Origin of the sequence: Pseudomonas sp. NFIX10, from assembly GCF_900111955.1 — a bacterium.
GTDB lineage: Bacteria > Pseudomonadota > Gammaproteobacteria > Pseudomonadales > Pseudomonadaceae > Aquipseudomonas > Aquipseudomonas fluorescens_AA.
Genome location: NZ_FOKH01000002.1, coordinates 176634 through 192122, shown reverse-complemented (window position 1 = coordinate 192122; position 15489 = coordinate 176634). Strand labels below are relative to the sequence as shown.

Genomic DNA, 15489 nt, shown 5'->3' with positions numbered 1-15489 from the left:
GAACGTGCAGTTGTTGACCGGCCGTGATCGGAATTAGTTCGCAACACTGGACCATCGGCCATTCCATGATCGTGTTCATCTCAAATTTTCCAGGGCTGGGCAGGCTTAAAACCGAAAGATCGCAGCCTGCGGCAGCGCCTACGGAGAAGTAGCAAGTGGCATGCCGGAAAAACTGTCGGACAATGATCCCGGCACCCAGGCGCCGAACGCTCTGGAATGCGGCTGCCCGTTTCGGGGCAATAACGTGCGGATGTTCGTTGACGGTGCAGGAAGGGAGGCGATTTGCGGCGGGTGGGCAGGGCGGGGCAACTCCCGACATTAACAGCGCTTTTGCCTGTTGTCCGACTTTATTTGCAAATGGATATTTATATTTTTCCAGGGGTTGAATTGTTCTTTCGCCAGCCCGACTCTGTATTCAAGGGGCCGTTGCATCAACGTTGATGGCCCCCGGCGAGCTAGCTGAAATAAGGGATGAACTATGCAAATCCAAGTCAACAGCGATAACCATATTCAAAGCAGCATCCGACTGGAGGAGTGGGTACGTACTACCATTGAAAGCACGCTCGAACGTTATGAAGAAGACCTGACACGGGTCGAGGTTCATTTGCGGGACGAGAACGGCGACAAGCCGGGTCCCCATGACCTGCGTTGCCAACTTGAAGCGCGGCCTAAAGGCCACCAGCCGATTTCCGTGACGCACAAGGCCGATACGCTGGAACTGGCGATCGAGGGGGCGGCCACCAAGCTTGAAAACGCCTTGGAGCACCTGTTCGGCAAACTGCGGGGCAAACGCGCTGCCATTGCGACACCGACCGAATCCGTTGCCTTGGCCGATGCGCTATTGGAAGAAGAATTCCTGGAGAACGAGCGGGCCGCACTCAACGGCTGAGCCCGATCGCTTAAAGTCACTCACCGAACAGACGGGCCTGCAATCGCAGGCCCGTCTTGTTTCAGCGGTTCACCGTAGCTCCGGATCAAAACGCCACGGACGTCTGCACATACAACGTGCGCGGTTCCCCCACGTACTTGCCTCGGTTGTTGTCGTCGAACGAGCGGGTGAAATATTGGGTATTGAAGATGTTCTTCACGCCCACCGCCACGTTCAGGTCCGACAGTTGCGGGCCGAAATCATAGGCAGCGCGGCTGCTGAACAGCATGTAGCCGGGAATATTGCCGGTACTGCCGTCGGCGCTTTCAGCACGGGTGTTGGCGTTGTCGGCAAACTGTGCGCTCTGATAGGTGCTGTCCAGGTTCAGCTTCCACGGCCCGTCCGTATAACCCACGCCCAGTGTGCCTTTGTGCTTCGAAGAGAATGGCACGCGGTTGCCTTTGTTCGGCCCGTCTTCACGAATGGTGGCATCGACGAAGGCATACGTGGCGTACACGTCGAAACCGGTCAGCGCGGGGCTCAGGCCATCAAGGGCGTAGTTGATGCTGGTTTCGATGCCTTGGTGGCGAGTCTCGCCACGGGCAATGATCGAGTCGTTGGTCTGGTTGCTTTCATACTGGTTGTCGAAATTGATCAGGAATGCACCGATCTCCGCCCGCAGGTTGCCATCGTCATAGCGAGTGCCAAGCTCCCAGGTGCGGGCCTTTTCCGGTTTCACTTCACCGCTGCTGACACGGTTGGGCATCTGGCTGTACTGCACGCTGCCGAACGAGCCTTCGGTGTTGGCATACAGATTCCACTCATCGGTCAGGTGATAAAGCACGTTCAATGCCGGCAAGGCGGTGTTGTAGTCGCCCTTGTACTTCACATTCGTCAGGTTGTTGGTCTGCTGGGATTCGATCATTTCGTAGCGAACGCCCGGCGTGATGGTCCATTTTCCGATGTCGATCCGGTCATCGATGAAAAACGCATTGGCCTCAGTGCCACCACGGGTATCACGGTCGTTGCGGCTGGAGGTTGTCGGCAATTCGTTGCTGGCGATGGGCGTGCGATAACGCAGCTCATGGCCCGCCTCGTTGATGTAGCGATAGCCGACACCGACCTCATGGCTGGTCGGGCCGAGGTCGAAGCCTTGGGCGAAACGGGTTTCCAGGCCGCGCACCCAATACTCACGGGGTGACAGGGACAGGAAGGTGCCCTGGTCCAGGTAGCCGCTGCGCAAGGTCTTGGTGAAGAACGTGCTGGCGGTGAATTCCCGGCGGTCCTGCTGATAGCGGTAGCCGACATTGACCAGGGTGCGACGGCCCCAGAAACGGTCGTCCGGACGCGTGGATTGATACGGGTTGGCCTCGTAGTCAGCCACATTCAGGCCGCCGGGCATGTCGGCCTCGCCTTCGTAATACTGGGCCATGGCATTGAAACTGTTGGCCTCGTCCAACTGGTAGTTGCCCTTGAGGATCAGGTCATCGATTTGTGTGTCGCTGTGTTCGCGCCAGTCGCCGCCGCGGGTACCGGAATACAGCAGGGCACCGCCCAAGCCGTTGTCGGCGGTGCCGCCCGCCAGCAGATTGGAGGACGTTTTGAAACCGTCATGGCTGGAGGATGGGCTCGTCTCGGTCTGGAACCCTCCCTTTACCGTGGGGGCATCGGGAATCGCCCGCGTCACGAAGTTGACCACGCCGCCGACGTTTTGCGGGCCGTAGCGCACTGCGCCGCCGCCGCGCACGACATCTACCGCGTCCATGTTGCCTATGCTGACCGGCGCGAACGATAGCTGCGGTTGGCCGTAAGGTGCGAAAGGCACCGGGATGCCGTCCATCAGCACCGTGGAGCGTGAGGCCAGGCGTGGGTTGAGCCCGCGAATACCGAAGTTCAGCGCCATGTCATGGCTACCGGTACCGTTGTTTTCCGGGGCGTTGACGCCGGGAATGCGATTGAGCACATCCCGCGCCTGCGTCGCACCCTGGCGTTCGAACGCTTCACGGCGGATGACGTCGCGGGCGCCGGGGTGTTCGAAGACATTGGCTTGCGCGGCGTCACCGAGCCAGTCTCCGACCACGGTGGTGGTGCCGATGTCCAGCGCGGTGGTGGTCGCCGGTTGCAGGCTGAAGGCGTTATCTCCCTCGGGCCGGGCTTGCAGGCCCGTGCCTTCGAGCAGCGCGTTAAGTCCTTGCTCCGGGCTGTAGCTGCCTTCCAGGCCGCGACTCTGCAGGCCTGCGGTCGTCTGCGAGCCGAAGGAAATCAACACCCCGGCCTCCCGTCCGAACTGATTGAGGGCATTTTCCAGTGACGACGGCGCGATGTGATAGGCCTTGGCATCGGCAGCCTGTACGTAAGGAAGTGCGACGAAACTCAAGCTGGCCCCCAGGAGCCATTGACGCACGGTACGGGCGAGCGGGGTGAGACGGGTAGGTTGCTGCGGCATGGAGGAGGATCCCGAGAAGGTTGTATCGAGGTGGCTTTCCTTCTCTGTCACCCGAGGCGGGGAAAACGGCTCACGGTTGCATGTTTTTTTTCGGCAGGACGGTCATGGTTCAAGCGCGAGCCTCGACCGAGACCCAATAGCGGGTAAAGCGGCGTACTTTTACCGGCAGGCTGACCTCCAGCAGATCGAGGATGCGTTCGCTGTTGTCCAGCGGATAGGTGCCGGAGATCAGCAGGTTGGCGACCGCCTCGTCGCAGTGCAATTGGCCGCGGCGGTACCGGCCGAGTTCTTCGAGAAAGTCTGCCAGGCGCATGTGCGCGGCTATCAGCATGCCTTCCGTCCAGGCACCGCTGTTGGCATCCAGCGCCGTGGCGGGCCCGGCACCGTTGATGCCAAGGCTCAGTTGCCGTGATGTGCCCAGTAACGAAGACGGACCGTGTCGGCTGTGAATGTCCACCTCGCCTTCAAACACCGCCACCTGGGTGTGTTCCGGATATTCGCGTACGTTGAACCGGGCGTTGCGGCTTTCCAGCCGGCCATGGGCGGTCAGCACGTGCAGGGGCCTGGGGTCCCGGGCCGCAGTTAACAACAGTTCCCCCTCCAGCAGGCGGATCAAGCGACGTTGAGCGTCGAAGCGAATGTCGACCGCGCTGCCGCTGTTGAGCTGCAACTGGCTGCCGTCATCCAGCATCAGGCGACGCCGTTCGCCCACAGGGCTGCGGAAATCGGCTATCAAGGGGGGCAGCCATTGGCGTTCACGCAGGCCCCACGTCAACGTTGAGCCGGCTCCCAGTACCAGCAACGTTTTGAGTGCCCGCCGCCGCATGGCGGACTTCGGTGCATTGAGGGTCGCGTGGGCTAACGCGGGAGATACGCTGCGCAGCCGTTGATTGACCCGTTGGATATGCTCCCAGGCGCGGCGATGTTCGCTATGAGCATCGAGCCATTGCTCCCAGGCTTGCTGTTGGCGGGTATCGAGTGGGCCTTGCTGCATTTCCAGGAGCCAGTGCACGGCCTGTTCGGCGACTTGGGCGCTGACGTCAGGCGCGCCGTTGATCGATGGGGTCATAAGGCGAAGTAGCAGCGCATCGCTGCCTTGTTCAGATGGCGCTTGACCGTTGCCAGGGAAATCCCCAATTCACGGGCGATTTCGTTGTAGGCCAGGCCATCGACCTGGGCCAGCAGAAACGCCTGCTTGACCGCTCGCGGCAAACCATCGAGCAGTTGGTCCAGTTCCGTCAGGGTTTGCAGGATGATTGCCCGTTCTTCCTCCGACGGCGCCACTTGCTCCGGCAATTGGGCGAGGGTGTCGAGGTAGGCGCGCTCAAGGTCCTGGCGGCGGTAATGGTTGAACAGTACGCGCTTGGCAATGGTCGTAAGGAACGCGCGGGGTTCCAGGACAGGCTGCGGATCGCGCGTCGTCAGTACGCGCATGAACGTGTCCTGGGCCAGGTCGGCGGCCCTGTCGGGGCAACCGAGTTTTCTTCGCAACCAGCTGTTGAGCCAACTGTGATGGGCGTTGTAGAGCACTTCGACGGTGTGTGCAGGCGGCAACGAGGAACATCCCGACAGCGCTGAGCTGTGCTAGAGAACAAGAATTGTTCGCATTGTAGGGGCGCGGCAGTGGCTACGGCAATCGGGATCAGTGCCTGGTCGTTTCATTTGACCGGAGCGCGGTGGCGCCTAGCGCAAGAACGCCTGTCGATATTCCCCGGGGCTTGCCCCCACGGTCTGGCGAAAACGGTTGGTGAAGTGGCTGGCGCTGGCGAATCCGCAGGCCAGTGCCACCTCGCCCAACGGTTGTGAGGTGGTGCGCAGCAAGTGTCGCGCGCAAGCCAGGCGCCGGGCCAGGACATACTGATGGGGCGGCAGCCCGAAGCTTTCGCGGAACATCCGTGCGAAGTGGTATTCGGACAATGCGCACAGTGCCGCCAGTTGCCCAAGGCTGATGGCCTCGGCCAGGTGGCTGTCGACGTAATCCACCAGCAACCGCCGCTGGTGAGCTGCCAGGCCGCCTTTGAGGCGAAGCCCCTGGCGCTGGCCGACCTGGCTGAGCAGCAGGTGGTTGAGCAGGTCATGGGCCAGGCTGGTGGTCAGCAGGCGTTCAGCGGGTTCGTCCCAGTTCAGCGCGATCAACTGGCGAAAGCGTTGTGCCTGTTGCGGGTCGTCGAGGAACGTCTCCTCGTGCAGTTGCACCTGCCGCGGTTCGCGGTCCAGCAGCGTGATGCAACCCAGGGCGAATTGCTCAGGGCTGAAATACAGGTGGGCAAGGCGAATGTCGCCGTTGATGACCCAGGCCGATTCATGTCCGGCGGGCAGTACGCAGAGTTTGCCCGGCGCCCCTGTGGTCTCGGGTCGTTCGCGGCGAAACGTACCGGTGCCACCGGCGATGTAGCAGGACAACGTATGGTGGGTCGGCGCCTCGTAGTCCTGGGCGTCGTGATGGTTGCTCCACAAAGCGGCCGCCAAGCCGTCCCCGAGCTCGGCGCTGTGCTCCAGGCGAGCGTTGGGCGAGCTGTTGAGGGCTTGAAAGACTTGCAGGCTTTGTAGTGTGGACATGATCGGTTCTCTCCGATTCGAATCCTACTCTGTCGGCCGGCCCATGCCAGCCTGTAAACCGACAAAAGCGCAAGTTTACGCAAGTGTGGGGTGGTCAACGGCGTGACACTGTGGGCCATTGCCAGGAGTCGTCACCATGAACCTCTCGTTGTACCTGCTCACCGTGCTCATCTGGGGCACCACGTGGATTGCCCTGAAACTGCAACTGGGCGTTGTCGCCATTCCCGTGTCGATTGTCTATCGCTTTGGCCTCGCGGCCTTGATTCTGTTCGCGATGCTGCTGCTCAGCCGACGCCTGCAAGTGATGAACCGGCGCGGCCATTTGATCTGCGTCGCCCAGGGTCTGTGCCTGTTCTGCATCAACTTCATGTGTTTCCTCACGGCCAGCCAGTGGATTCCCAGTGGGTTGGTGGCCGTGGTGTTCTCCACAGCCACGCTCTGGAATGCCTTCAACGCGCGGGTATTTTTTGGCCAGCGGATCGCGCGTAACGTGCTGTTGGGCGGTGCCTTGGGACTGCTGGGGCTGGCGTTGCTGTTCTGGCCGGAACTGGCCGGGCACGGCGCGAGCCCACAGACGCTGCTGGGGTTGGCATTGGCGCTGTTAGGCACCTTGTGTTTCTCGGCGGGCAACATGCTCTCGAGCCTGCAACAGAAGGCCGGCCTCAAGCCGTTGACCACCAATGCCTGGGGCATGGCCTATGGCGCGGCGATGTTGGCGGTGTGGTGCGTGTTCAAGGGCATTTCGTTCGACATGGAGTGGAACACGCGCTACATCGGCTCGTTGTTGTATCTGGTGATCCCGGGGTCGGTGATCGGCTTTACCGCCTACCTGACACTGGTTGGGCGCATGGGCCCGGAGCGAGCGGCGTATTGCACGGTGCTGTTTCCGGTGGTGGCGTTGAATGTCTCGGCGTTTGCCGAGGGCTACCAGTGGACAGTGCCGGCATGGGTGGGGCTGGTGCTGGTGATGCTAGGGAACGTGCTGGTGTTTCGTAAGCCACGGCCGGTGGCGACGAATGTCGCGCTGGGTGCCCGCTGAGACAGAACGTCTGGCGATAATCCCGTGGCGAGGGAGCTTGCTCCCGCTGGGTTGCGAAGCAACCCCAAGGTCTACCTGCCACCGCAATGCGTCAGATAAACCGGCAGGGGGCTGCTGCGCAGCCCAACGGGGATAAATCCCCTCGCCACAGCAAGCTCCCTCGCCACGGGTGTGTTCTCCCAGGGGCTTTTGCGGAGGATTTATTTCCAGACTTGCGGGTTGACCAGGTTCTGCGGTCGCTCGCCCAACAAGGCACTGCGCAAGTTATCCACAGCCAGATTGGCCATGGCCTCACGGGTTTCGTGAGTCGCCGAGCCAATGTGGGGCAGGGTCACGGCGTTCTTCAGTTGGAACAGCGGCGATTCGGCCAATGGCTCTTTCTCGTAGACATCCAACCCGGCACCGCGGATACGGTTGTTCTGCAACGCTTCGATCAGCGCGGGTTCGTCTACCACAGGGCCACGGGAAATGTTGACCAGGATGGCACTCGGCTTCATCAGGCCCAGCTCACGCTGACCGATCAGGTGGCGGGTCTTCTCGCTCAACGGTACGACGAGGCAGACGAAGTCGGCTTCGGCCAGCAATTGGTCCAATTCGCGAAATTGTGCGCCCAACTGGTTTTCCAGCTCGGTCTTGCGACTGTTGCCGCTGTAGATAATCGACATGTTGAACCCCAGCCGGCCACGCCGGGCAATGGCTGCGCCGATGTTGCCCATGCCGACGATGCCCAGGGTCTTGCCATGCACGTCGCTGCCGAACAACTGCGGGCCGACCGTCGCTTGCCATTGCCCGGCCTTGGTCCAGGCGTCCAGTTCGGCCACGCGCCGGGCGCTGCTCATCAGCAGGGCGAAGGCCAGGTCGGCGGTGCTTTCGGTGAGCACGTCGGGGGTGTTGGTGAGCATGATCCCGCGTTCATTGAAGTAGGCCAGGTCATAGTTGTCGTAGCCCACCGACACGCTGGAGACCACTTGCAGGTTCGTGGCGCTCTGCAGTTGCTCGCGGCCGAGCTTGCGACCGACGCCGATCAGCCCGTGGACGTGAGGCAAGGCTTCGTTGAACTGCGCGTTGATGTCGCCGTTCGACGGGTTGGGGACGATCACGTCGAAGTCCTGGCGCAGACGTTCGATCATGGGGGGCGTGATACGGCTGAAGGCGAGTACGGTTTTTTTCATCGTGCAAGGCTCATCTGCAGGGAATACCAAGCACGCTAACATTCCTGGCGCGTGTTAGGCGAGAGGGGTGAGGTGTAATCGCGGCGCCGCCAGTCTTCTGTGGGAGCGAGCTTGCGCGCGATAGCGGTCTGCCAATCCATTGCGAGTGACTGGGCTGGCGCCATCGCGAGCAAGCTCGCTCCCACAGGGGGATCTTTACAAGCTCAGGCGGCCCGCAGGGAAATGAAGGCGTAGGTGACCGGTGCTTCAGTGACCACCCGCGCGCCGCTGGCCGAGACCTGGTTGGCCACGTCCTCGCCGGACAGGTGGAACTGCCATTCGCCAGCCGCTTGGTCCAACGGCTGCGAGCGGGCTTGGTCGATAGTGGCGGCAAACGCAGCCATGTTCGGCAGGTAGGCCGTGAACCCATCGCCCTTCAACGCCGTCGTGTGGATGCCCAGGGACATGCAGATGCGTTCCTTGATCGCGATTTCCTCACGATCGGCCTGGCGTGAACGCTCGATCAAGCGGGCCAGTTCCTGGTCCACCAATTCACCGCCCAGTATCAACTGCGGCCCCGTTTCCCACGATTCCGGCGGGCAATCCTTGGCGGCGGTATCGAGCGGGATGTGTGGATTGATTTCCATGGGATAAATGCGGCACACCAGGGGTCTGCGCTCATAGATGCGGCACAGGTTTTCGTCGTCCAGATTATGGCAACGACCCACGTTATAAGCGGCGAACGTGATCGCCACCCGTGCGTCGCTCGTGCCGCTACGGACCACCGCCGAACGTCGTTCGGCATGTTCACGTTGCGCCGCCGGAAGACCGAGGCCATTGGGCAGAAAGGCTTCGACCAGGACAATTACCTGGCCGCCGTCATTGGCCCACATCCTGGCTTCGTCGAGGGTCAGAGGAACGTGATGGCCGGTACAGCATTTACCGCACCCTACACAGGAAAACGTTGTGTTCATGGATCGACCGAAGGCAATAGGCTGAAAGCGGCGCCGGAAAAGCGCCGCGATAAGCCCTGCCAAGCAAGTTATGCGCCATTTATCGGGGGGCATCGGTCGAGCGGATCGAGTCCCATTCGGTGACGAAGGCGGTCCTGGTTTTCTTGCGGTAGAGACACAACTCGGTGCCGGTTGCGCCTTTCATGTGTTTCTGTGGGTATTGGCCTTGCAGCAACAGCGCGGTGTAGCCCACCCGGTCGTCGAATTGCGCGGCGGTGCCGACGGGTTCGGGGTCTTTAAGGCCGCTGGCCTTCAGGCAACTGGCGAGCACTTTTTTGTCGTAGGCGGCCCAGGCGTCGGGGCTGGAAGCCTGGGCCTGAAAGGCCATGGCGGCAGTGAGGCCGAGGAGCATCAGCGTAGGGGTTTTCATCAACAATGTCCTTGTTCGGGGGAACCAGGACAGGAGTATGCCTGAGGTCGGAGCAGCGTTCAGAGGCTGCGAGGATCGCAGCCTCCTGGCGTTCGGCCTGCCTTGCCGCGGATGGGTGTCAGCGTCCTTGTTCGGCGACGGCCTTGGCCGCGGTGATCAGGCACTTGGTCAATTCGGGCGACGAGAATTTGGTGAGCACCCCGTTCGCGCCGGCCAGTCGCGCTTTCTCACTGTTCATGGCGCTGTCGAGCGACGTGTGCAGCAACACGTAGAGGTGCGCGAAGTCCGGCGTTTCGCGCAGGGTCCGGGTGAGAGCGTAGCCGTCCATTTCCGACATTTCGATATCGGAAACGATCAGGTTGATCTCCTGCGCAGTGCCCTGCAGTTCCAGCAGACAGTCGATGGCTTCCTTGGCGCTGCGGGCGGTGTGACATTGCAGGCCCAGGTTGCGCAGGGTATGCACCGATTGCTGCAATGCCACCTGGCTGTCATCGACCACCAGGATCCGGGCGCTGCCCAGGACCTCGGCGTCTTCCATGCTCAGTTCGGTCGGCGCGGTTTCGATCTGCGCCGGTGCGATGCCGTGGATCACCTTTTCGATGTCCAGCACTTGCACCAGCGTGCCGTCCACCGAAGTCACGCCGGTGATGAACGCACGCACGCCGCCGGAACCGTAGGGCGGCGGTTTGATGTCGGTGGTCAGGCAATGCACGATCTTGCTCACCGCCTGCACATGCAGGCCCTGTTTGGAGCGGCTCACGTCGGTGACGATCAGGCAACCGCCGTCTGGATCTTCCAGCGGCCGCTCGCCAATGGCGCGGCTCAGGTCGATCACCGACAACGACGTCCCACGCAGGGTGGCGATGCCTTTGACGTGCGGATGGGACTCCGGCAGTTTGGTCAATGGTGGACAGGGAATGATCTCACTGACCTTGAGCAGGTTGATCGCCATCAGCTTGCCGCTGCGCAAGGTAAACAGCAGAAGCGAAAGTGAATCTGCGCGGGCTTTGTTGGAAGACATAAAAACCTTCTGTGGAAAAAGGTGGGGCGAGCCTGAAGATCGCCAAAACAGCTTTTGATATCGGGTTATCGACTTGTCGGGGGCAGGCTTTAGGACGAAAGCTGTCGACAGCCAATTTCAAGTCAGCGGCCTGCGGACGGCTCATCTGGTGGCGAGGGGATTTATCCCCGATGAGTTGCGCAGCAACCCCAAAAAAGGCTGAACGCATTCACTCTGATACTCCGGGTTGGTAGATTTTGGGGCTGCTTCGCAGCCCAGCGGGGATAAATCCCCTCGCCACAGGTTTTTATTTCAGCCCCAACCGCCTGGCCATCCGCCCCAGGTTCGCCCGATCCAGCCCCAGCTCCCGGGCGGCGCTGGCCCAGTTGTGCTGGTGCCGCTCCAGGCAGGCGGCGATCAACTTGCGTTGGAATTCGTCCACCGCTTCGCGCATGTCTCCCGTCACGCCCACCAGGGCCGGTGCCGGGCCGGTGGACGATGGGGCCGGGTTATCCACAGGGGCTTGGGGCAAATCCAGGTCCTGGGCGCTGAGGCTGAGGATTTTCGGGCGCGTCGGGCAGCGGCCCAAGGCCTTCAGGGCACTGCGGCCAATCAGGTGTTCCAGTTCGCGTACGTTGCCCGGCCAGTCGTAGGCCAACAGTGCGGCCTGGGCGTCGTTGGTCAGGCGCAGGCTGCCCAGGCCCATGCGTGAACGATTCTGTTCCAGGAAAAAGCCGCTGAGCAGCAGTACGTCCCGTCCGCGCTCACGCAGCGCCGGTACCTGCAATGGATACACACTCAAGCGATGGTAGAAATCGGCCCGATAACGGCCGTTGCGCACTTCTTCGGCGAGGTCGCGATTGGTGGCCGCGATCAGGCGCACATCGACCCGGTGCTCCTTGTCCGAACCCAGGCGCTGCAGTTGGCCGCTTTGCAACACCCGCAGCAACTTGGCCTGGACCGTCAGGGACAACTCACCCACCTCATCGAGGAACAAGGTGCCGCCGTCGGCCAGTTCGAATTTGCCGCGCCGGTCGTTCGTCGCCCCGGTGAAGGCGCCCCGTACGTGGCCGAAGAGTTCACTTTCCACCAGCGTATCCGGCAGGGCGGCGCAGTTGAGGCTGATGAGCGGCTGCCCGGCGCGTTTCGACGCGGCATGGATGGCCTGGGCGACCAGTTCCTTGCCCACGCCGGTTTCGCCCGTGATCAATACGGTCAGGTCGCTGCCGCCCACCAGCGCGATCTCTTCCACCAGGCGCTTGTGGGCCTTGCTCTGGCCGACCATGTCGCGATGTTGCTGGCCGCTGGCCTGGCGATAGACCTCGGCGCGGCGGTGCTCATCCTCGGCCTTCAAGGCCAGGCGCTCAATGCGTTCGGCGGCGCTGACCGTGGCGGCGGCGAGGCTGGCGAAGGCTTGCAGGGCGCTCAGGTCGATGGGTTCGAAGCGTTCCGGGTCCAGCGAATCCAGGGTGAGCAGGCCCCAGGGGCGCTCGTCGACGAACAGCGGACAACCCATGCAGTCATGGACCTCCAGGTGCTCGGCCAGCCCCTCGACCAGCCCGTCATACGGATCGGGCAGGCCGCTGTCGGCGGCGAAGCGGGTGGGTTGCGGGTTCGCCAGCAGCGCTTCGAAGCGTGGGTGTTCGCTGACCCGGAAGCGTCGGCCCAGTGTATCGGTGCTCAACCCGTCCACCGCCAGGGGCACGAGGCAGTCTCCGTCCAGGCGTAGCAGCGCGGCTGCGTCACAGGGCAGCAGCGCGCGCAGGGCGCCCAGCAAGCGGCGATAGCGCTCGCCTTCAGGCAGTTCGCGGGACAGGTCCGCCACCAGGGGCAGCAAGGCTGTAAGTAGGGAGGTTGCAGTCATAAAGACTCCATGTAGTCGGAATGACTATAAAAGGTTCCGTGTCTTTATGACTATCTTTTATTTAACTGATTGAAAAATAACGAAATAAATAATGGCATGGAAACTGATGGTAAGGCTGTAGTTGTTATTCAAGTCCTTGCATGGAGTCACCTTATGCTCAGCCAAGCAGAACGCGCCATCATTCGCTCCACCGTGCCATTGCTTGAAAGCGGTGGTGAAGCGCTGATCACTCACTTCTATCGCATGATGCTGTCCGAATGCCCGCAAGTGCGCCCCCTGTTCAACCAGGCTCACCAGGCCAGTGGCGATCAACCCCGTGCGCTGGCCAACGGCGTGTTGATGTATGCGCGGCACATTGACCAGCTCGACCAGTTGGGCGACCTGGTGGCGAAAATCGTCAACAAGCACGTGGCCTTGCAGATCCTGCCGGAACATTACCCGATTGTCGGTGCGTGCCTGCTGCGAGCCATTGCCGAGGTGTTGGGCGCAGAGATCGCCACGCCCGAGGTGATTGCGGCGTGGGGCGCTGCCTATAACCAATTGGCCGATATCCTGATCGGCGCCGAAGCCGGCATGTACGACAAGAAGGCCGAGGCACCGGGCGGCTGGCGTGGCGAGCGTGAGTTCATCCTGGCGGCCAAGGTCCAGGAAAGCTCGGAGATCACCTCGTTCTACTTCGAACCGACGGACAAGGGCCCGATCCTGGTGGCCGAGCCGGGCCAGTACATCGGCATGAAGCTCATCCTCGATGGCGAGGAAGTGCGCCGTAACTATTCGCTGTCGGCCCTGGCGGACAATGGTCAGTATCGGATCAGCGTCAAGCGCGAGCCGGGCGGGCGGGTGTCGAACCATCTGCATCATCATTTCGACGTCGGCAATCGCATCCAGTTGTTCCCGCCGTCCGGGGATTTCTACCTGACCGCCAGCGACAAGCCGCTGGTGCTGATCAGCGGCGGCGTCGGCATCACGCCGACCCTGGCCATGTTGCAGGCGGCACTGCAAACCGAGCGGCCGGTGCATTTCATCCACTGTGCGCGTAACGGCCGCGCCCATGTCTTCCGCGACTGGATCGACGACTTGGCCAAGCGGCACCCGCAACTCAAGCGCTTCTACTGCTACGACGAAGACGATGGCTTGAGCCCGGCGGCGGATAAGGTGGGGCTGCTGAGCCAGGAGCAATTGGCGCAATGGCTGCCGGAGCAGCGTGACCTGGACGCCTATTTCCTTGGGCCGAAGGGTTTCATGGGGGCCGTCAAACGCCACCTCAAGGCCCTGGGGGTACCGGACCGGCAGAGCCGCTACGAATTCTTCGGTCCGGCAGCGGCGCTGGAGTAAGGTCGCGGCGAACCGGGAGACCGGGTTGCCTTCATCGCGAGCAAGCTCGCTCCCACAAGGGATTAGCGCTGGACACAACGCCTGTGAACACCGCAAAAAAACTGTGGGAGCGAGCTTGCTCGCGATGGCATTGGCACATTCAACATCAATGCAAGCTGACCCACCGCTATCGCGAGCAGGCTCGCTCCCACAAGGGATTAGCGCTGGACACAACGCCTGTGAACACCGCAAAAAAACTGTGGGAGCGAGCTTGCTCGCGATGGCATTGGCACATTCAGCATCAATGCAAGCTGACCCACCGCTATCGCGAGCAGGCTCGCTCCCACATGAGATGCGCAGGTCTGGCAGTCAGCGCTGATTCTTTTGTGGGAGCAAAGCTTGCTCGCGATAGCGGCAGCAGGTCCATCCCTGTCCAACTGCCAGAATTAATCCCCGCTTAACCTTCTTGCGGTCTATTCCCCTCCAATGTCGACGCCCGCTGCTCGTTCACTGTCATGGTCAGCGTGTAGACTTCGCTACATCCGAACGCGCACCGGGTGTCGCGAGGCTGCGCGTCGATCCATGCAGACAAAGGGAAACGCAATGAGTGAGGAAATGATGCGGTTAGGCCGTGAGCGGCGCTATCTGGTGCTGCTGGGGCTGATCTGCCTGGCGCTGATCGGCGGTGCGCTGTACATGCAGGTGGCCCTCGGCGAGGCGCCGTGCCCGCTGTGTATCTTGCAACGCTATGCGTTGTTGCTGATCGCGATCTTCGCCTTCATCGGCGCCGCCATGCGCACCCGCCGCAGCCTGACGATCTTCGAAGGCCTGGTGGTGCTCTGTGCCCTGGCCGGTGCTGGTGTGGCAGGGCATCACGTCTATACCCAGTTCTTCCCCGCGGTCAGTTGCGGTATCGACGTATTGCAACCGATTGTCGATGACCTGCCGCTGGCGAAGATCTTCCCGCTGGGTTTCCAGGTCGATGGCTTTTGCTCCACCCCCTACCCACCGATCCTGGGCCTGTCCCTGGCGCAATGGGCGCTGGTGGCCTTCGTGTTGACGGTGGTGCTGGTGCCGTTGCTGGTGTCGCGTAACCGCAAGCCGCTTGGCTGAAACGCTTCGATGAAACGCCCCGGTTCTCTCTCGGAGAGCCGGGGCGTTTTACGTTTCATGCTCAAGCCGGGGCGTCCTTGATCCGAGGCAGGAATGACCTGCGGCAATGTGCGACACGTTGTCACATATCTTGCGGTGCTCAGCCTTTGCGAGGGGGATAAAACACGCTTTCCTGTAACAAAAAAATGTCTGGTTTCGCAACGGGCGCATCGCCTGCAGCAGGCATTTTTAACAGCGGCGCGTCAGGCGCCCTAGGCCCCGAAAACTGGGCGCTTGCCGGGCAAAAAACCTCTTGAAGAGCCTCTCGAGCTGTCTAAATCGGGCGTAGTAGACCTACGTTTTTTGGGGTTCTTGTTGAGAATGAATTTCGATACCATGCTGGCCCGTTGCAATATCAGCAAGAGATTGTTGCCGAATCGGTTAAAAATTATTTCGGGATGAGACATGGTCTACAGCGCGTCACCTCACTACAATCGCCCGCACCGATTTTCCGACCCGGCTCAGACTTGAGCATGAGAGTGGTCGAAGGGCGCCAGCGCTCCATGCGACCCCAGGTGTCGGTGCCTCCAACTACCCGCACCAAATGGAATTGGGCTTGAACTAGGCCTTTTGACCAACGAATAAGAACTCACTGCTGGCCCGGGATGTGTCGAACAGCCGCTGACGTTCGATGGGCAGCCCTTATTCAATCCAAGAAATGCCAACCCTTGGCAGGGTGAAGTGTTGGCGATCAAAACCCAACTGCATTGCGC

Annotated in this window: 14 protein-coding genes; 4 read left to right on the top strand and 10 right to left on the bottom strand. The window is 61.4% G+C overall.

All coding sequences use genetic code 11. From position 1 onward, the window contains the following. Positions 1 to 478 precede the first annotated feature (478 nt). The gene (locus BM321_RS02755; protein ID WP_060740719.1) at positions 479 to 889 is read left to right on the top strand and encodes an HPF/RaiA family ribosome-associated protein; all 411 of its coding nucleotides are present in this window, start codon (positions 479 to 481) and stop codon (positions 887 to 889) included. Positions 890 to 974: 85 nt separating this feature from the next. On the opposite strand, the gene fecA is transcribed toward BM321_RS02755, so the two are convergent. The 4 genes from fecA to BM321_RS02735 all read right to left on the bottom strand — a co-directional run bounded on the left by fecA (position 975) and on the right by BM321_RS02735 (position 5873). Beyond that, positions 975 to 3314 (bottom strand): TonB-dependent Fe(3+) dicitrate receptor FecA, encoded by a 2340-nt coding sequence (fecA, locus tag BM321_RS02750; protein ID WP_092441431.1) that lies wholly within the window; start codon positions 3312 to 3314, stop codon positions 975 to 977. Positions 3315 to 3423: 109 nt separating this feature from the next. Further along, entirely contained in the window at positions 3424 to 4383 is a 960-nt protein-coding gene (locus BM321_RS02745) for a FecR domain-containing protein (RefSeq protein ID WP_092441430.1), read from the bottom strand. Beyond that, the gene (locus BM321_RS02740; protein ID WP_092441429.1) at positions 4380 to 4868 is read right to left on the bottom strand and encodes a sigma-70 family RNA polymerase sigma factor; all 489 of its coding nucleotides are present in this window, start codon (positions 4866 to 4868) and stop codon (positions 4380 to 4382) included. The genes BM321_RS02745 and BM321_RS02740 overlap by 4 nt, the downstream gene beginning before the upstream one ends. 129 nt (positions 4869 to 4997) lie before the next feature. Then, positions 4998 to 5873, bottom strand: coding sequence for a helix-turn-helix domain-containing protein (locus BM321_RS02735; protein WP_092329472.1), 876 nt, complete (start codon positions 5871 to 5873; stop codon positions 4998 to 5000). Between the two features lie 136 nt (positions 5874 to 6009). Between BM321_RS02735 and BM321_RS02730 the strand changes: the two genes are divergently transcribed. Then, complete coding sequence (locus BM321_RS02730) at positions 6010 to 6912, top strand: DMT family transporter (RefSeq protein WP_092441428.1); 903 nt, start codon at positions 6010 to 6012, stop codon at positions 6910 to 6912. 200 nt (positions 6913 to 7112) lie between these two features. On the opposite strand, the gene BM321_RS02725 is transcribed toward BM321_RS02730, so the two are convergent. From BM321_RS02725 to norR, 6 genes are all read right to left on the bottom strand, one after another. Continuing rightward, complete coding sequence (locus BM321_RS02725; RefSeq protein ID WP_092329477.1) at positions 7113 to 8084, bottom strand: 2-hydroxyacid dehydrogenase; 972 nt, start codon at positions 8082 to 8084, stop codon at positions 7113 to 7115. A gap of 203 nt (positions 8085 to 8287) precedes the next feature. Next, positions 8288 to 9037 carry a YkgJ family cysteine cluster protein gene (locus BM321_RS02720; RefSeq protein ID WP_092441427.1) on the bottom strand — a complete coding sequence of 250 codons (750 nt, stop codon included), beginning with the start codon at positions 9035 to 9037 and terminating at the stop codon, positions 8288 to 8290. 79 nt (positions 9038 to 9116) lie between these two features. Continuing rightward, positions 9117 to 9446 (bottom strand): hypothetical protein, encoded by a 330-nt coding sequence (locus BM321_RS02715; RefSeq protein WP_092329482.1) that lies wholly within the window; start codon positions 9444 to 9446, stop codon positions 9117 to 9119. A 118-nt stretch (positions 9447 to 9564) separates the two neighbouring features. Next, positions 9565 to 10467 carry a chemotaxis protein CheV gene (locus tag BM321_RS02710; RefSeq protein WP_092202630.1) on the bottom strand — a complete coding sequence of 301 codons (903 nt, stop codon included), beginning with the start codon at positions 10465 to 10467 and terminating at the stop codon, positions 9565 to 9567. Further along, the gene (locus tag BM321_RS29380) at positions 10370 to 10675 is read right to left on the bottom strand and encodes a hypothetical protein (RefSeq protein ID WP_139230441.1); all 306 of its coding nucleotides are present in this window, start codon (positions 10673 to 10675) and stop codon (positions 10370 to 10372) included. The genes BM321_RS02710 and BM321_RS29380 overlap by 98 nt, the downstream gene beginning before the upstream one ends. Positions 10676 to 10753: 78 nt before the next feature. Beyond that, positions 10754 to 12310 carry a nitric oxide reductase transcriptional regulator NorR gene (gene norR, locus BM321_RS02705; RefSeq protein ID WP_092329485.1) on the bottom strand — a complete coding sequence of 519 codons (1557 nt, stop codon included), beginning with the start codon at positions 12308 to 12310 and terminating at the stop codon, positions 10754 to 10756. Between the two features lie 153 nt (positions 12311 to 12463). On the opposite strand from norR, the gene hmpA reads away from it, so the two are divergent. Next, positions 12464 to 13645: an NO-inducible flavohemoprotein gene (hmpA, locus tag BM321_RS02700; protein WP_092441426.1), complete on the top strand. Its 1182-nt coding sequence runs from the start codon at positions 12464 to 12466 to the stop codon at positions 13643 to 13645. Positions 13646 to 14227: 582 nt separating this feature from the next. After that, positions 14228 to 14737: a disulfide bond formation protein B gene (locus tag BM321_RS02690; protein ID WP_092329490.1), complete on the top strand. Its 510-nt coding sequence runs from the start codon at positions 14228 to 14230 to the stop codon at positions 14735 to 14737. Positions 14738 to 15489 lie beyond the last annotated feature (752 nt).

Bases quoted from the DNA above. Each gene is read 5' to 3' on its own strand.
- BM321_RS02755 (WP_060740719.1), top strand. From the start codon at position 479: ATGCAAATCCAAGTCAACAGCGATAACCATATTCAAAGCAGCATCCGA.
- fecA (WP_092441431.1), bottom strand. From the start codon at position 3,314: ATGCCGCAGCAACCTACCCGTCTCACCCCGCTCGCCCGTACCGTGCGT.
- BM321_RS02745 (WP_092441430.1), bottom strand. From the start codon at position 4,383: ATGACCCCATCGATCAACGGCGCGCCTGACGTCAGCGCCCAAGTCGCC.
- BM321_RS02735 (WP_092329472.1), bottom strand. From the start codon at position 5,873: ATGTCCACACTACAAAGCCTGCAAGTCTTTCAAGCCCTCAACAGCTCG.
- BM321_RS02730 (WP_092441428.1), top strand. From the start codon at position 6,010: ATGAACCTCTCGTTGTACCTGCTCACCGTGCTCATCTGGGGCACCACG.
- BM321_RS02725 (WP_092329477.1), bottom strand. From the start codon at position 8,084: ATGAAAAAAACCGTACTCGCCTTCAGCCGTATCACGCCCCCCATGATC.
- BM321_RS02720 (WP_092441427.1), bottom strand. From the start codon at position 9,037: ATGAACACAACGTTTTCCTGTGTAGGGTGCGGTAAATGCTGTACCGGC.
- BM321_RS02715 (WP_092329482.1), bottom strand. From the start codon at position 9,446: ATGAAAACCCCTACGCTGATGCTCCTCGGCCTCACTGCCGCCATGGCC.
- BM321_RS02710 (WP_092202630.1), bottom strand. From the start codon at position 10,467: ATGTCTTCCAACAAAGCCCGCGCAGATTCACTTTCGCTTCTGCTGTTT.
- BM321_RS29380 (WP_139230441.1), bottom strand. From the start codon at position 10,675: ATGCGTTCAGCCTTTTTTGGGGTTGCTGCGCAACTCATCGGGGATAAA.
- norR (WP_092329485.1), bottom strand. From the start codon at position 12,310: ATGACTGCAACCTCCCTACTTACAGCCTTGCTGCCCCTGGTGGCGGAC.
- hmpA (WP_092441426.1), top strand. From the start codon at position 12,464: ATGCTCAGCCAAGCAGAACGCGCCATCATTCGCTCCACCGTGCCATTG.
- BM321_RS02690 (WP_092329490.1), top strand. From the start codon at position 14,228: ATGAGTGAGGAAATGATGCGGTTAGGCCGTGAGCGGCGCTATCTGGTG.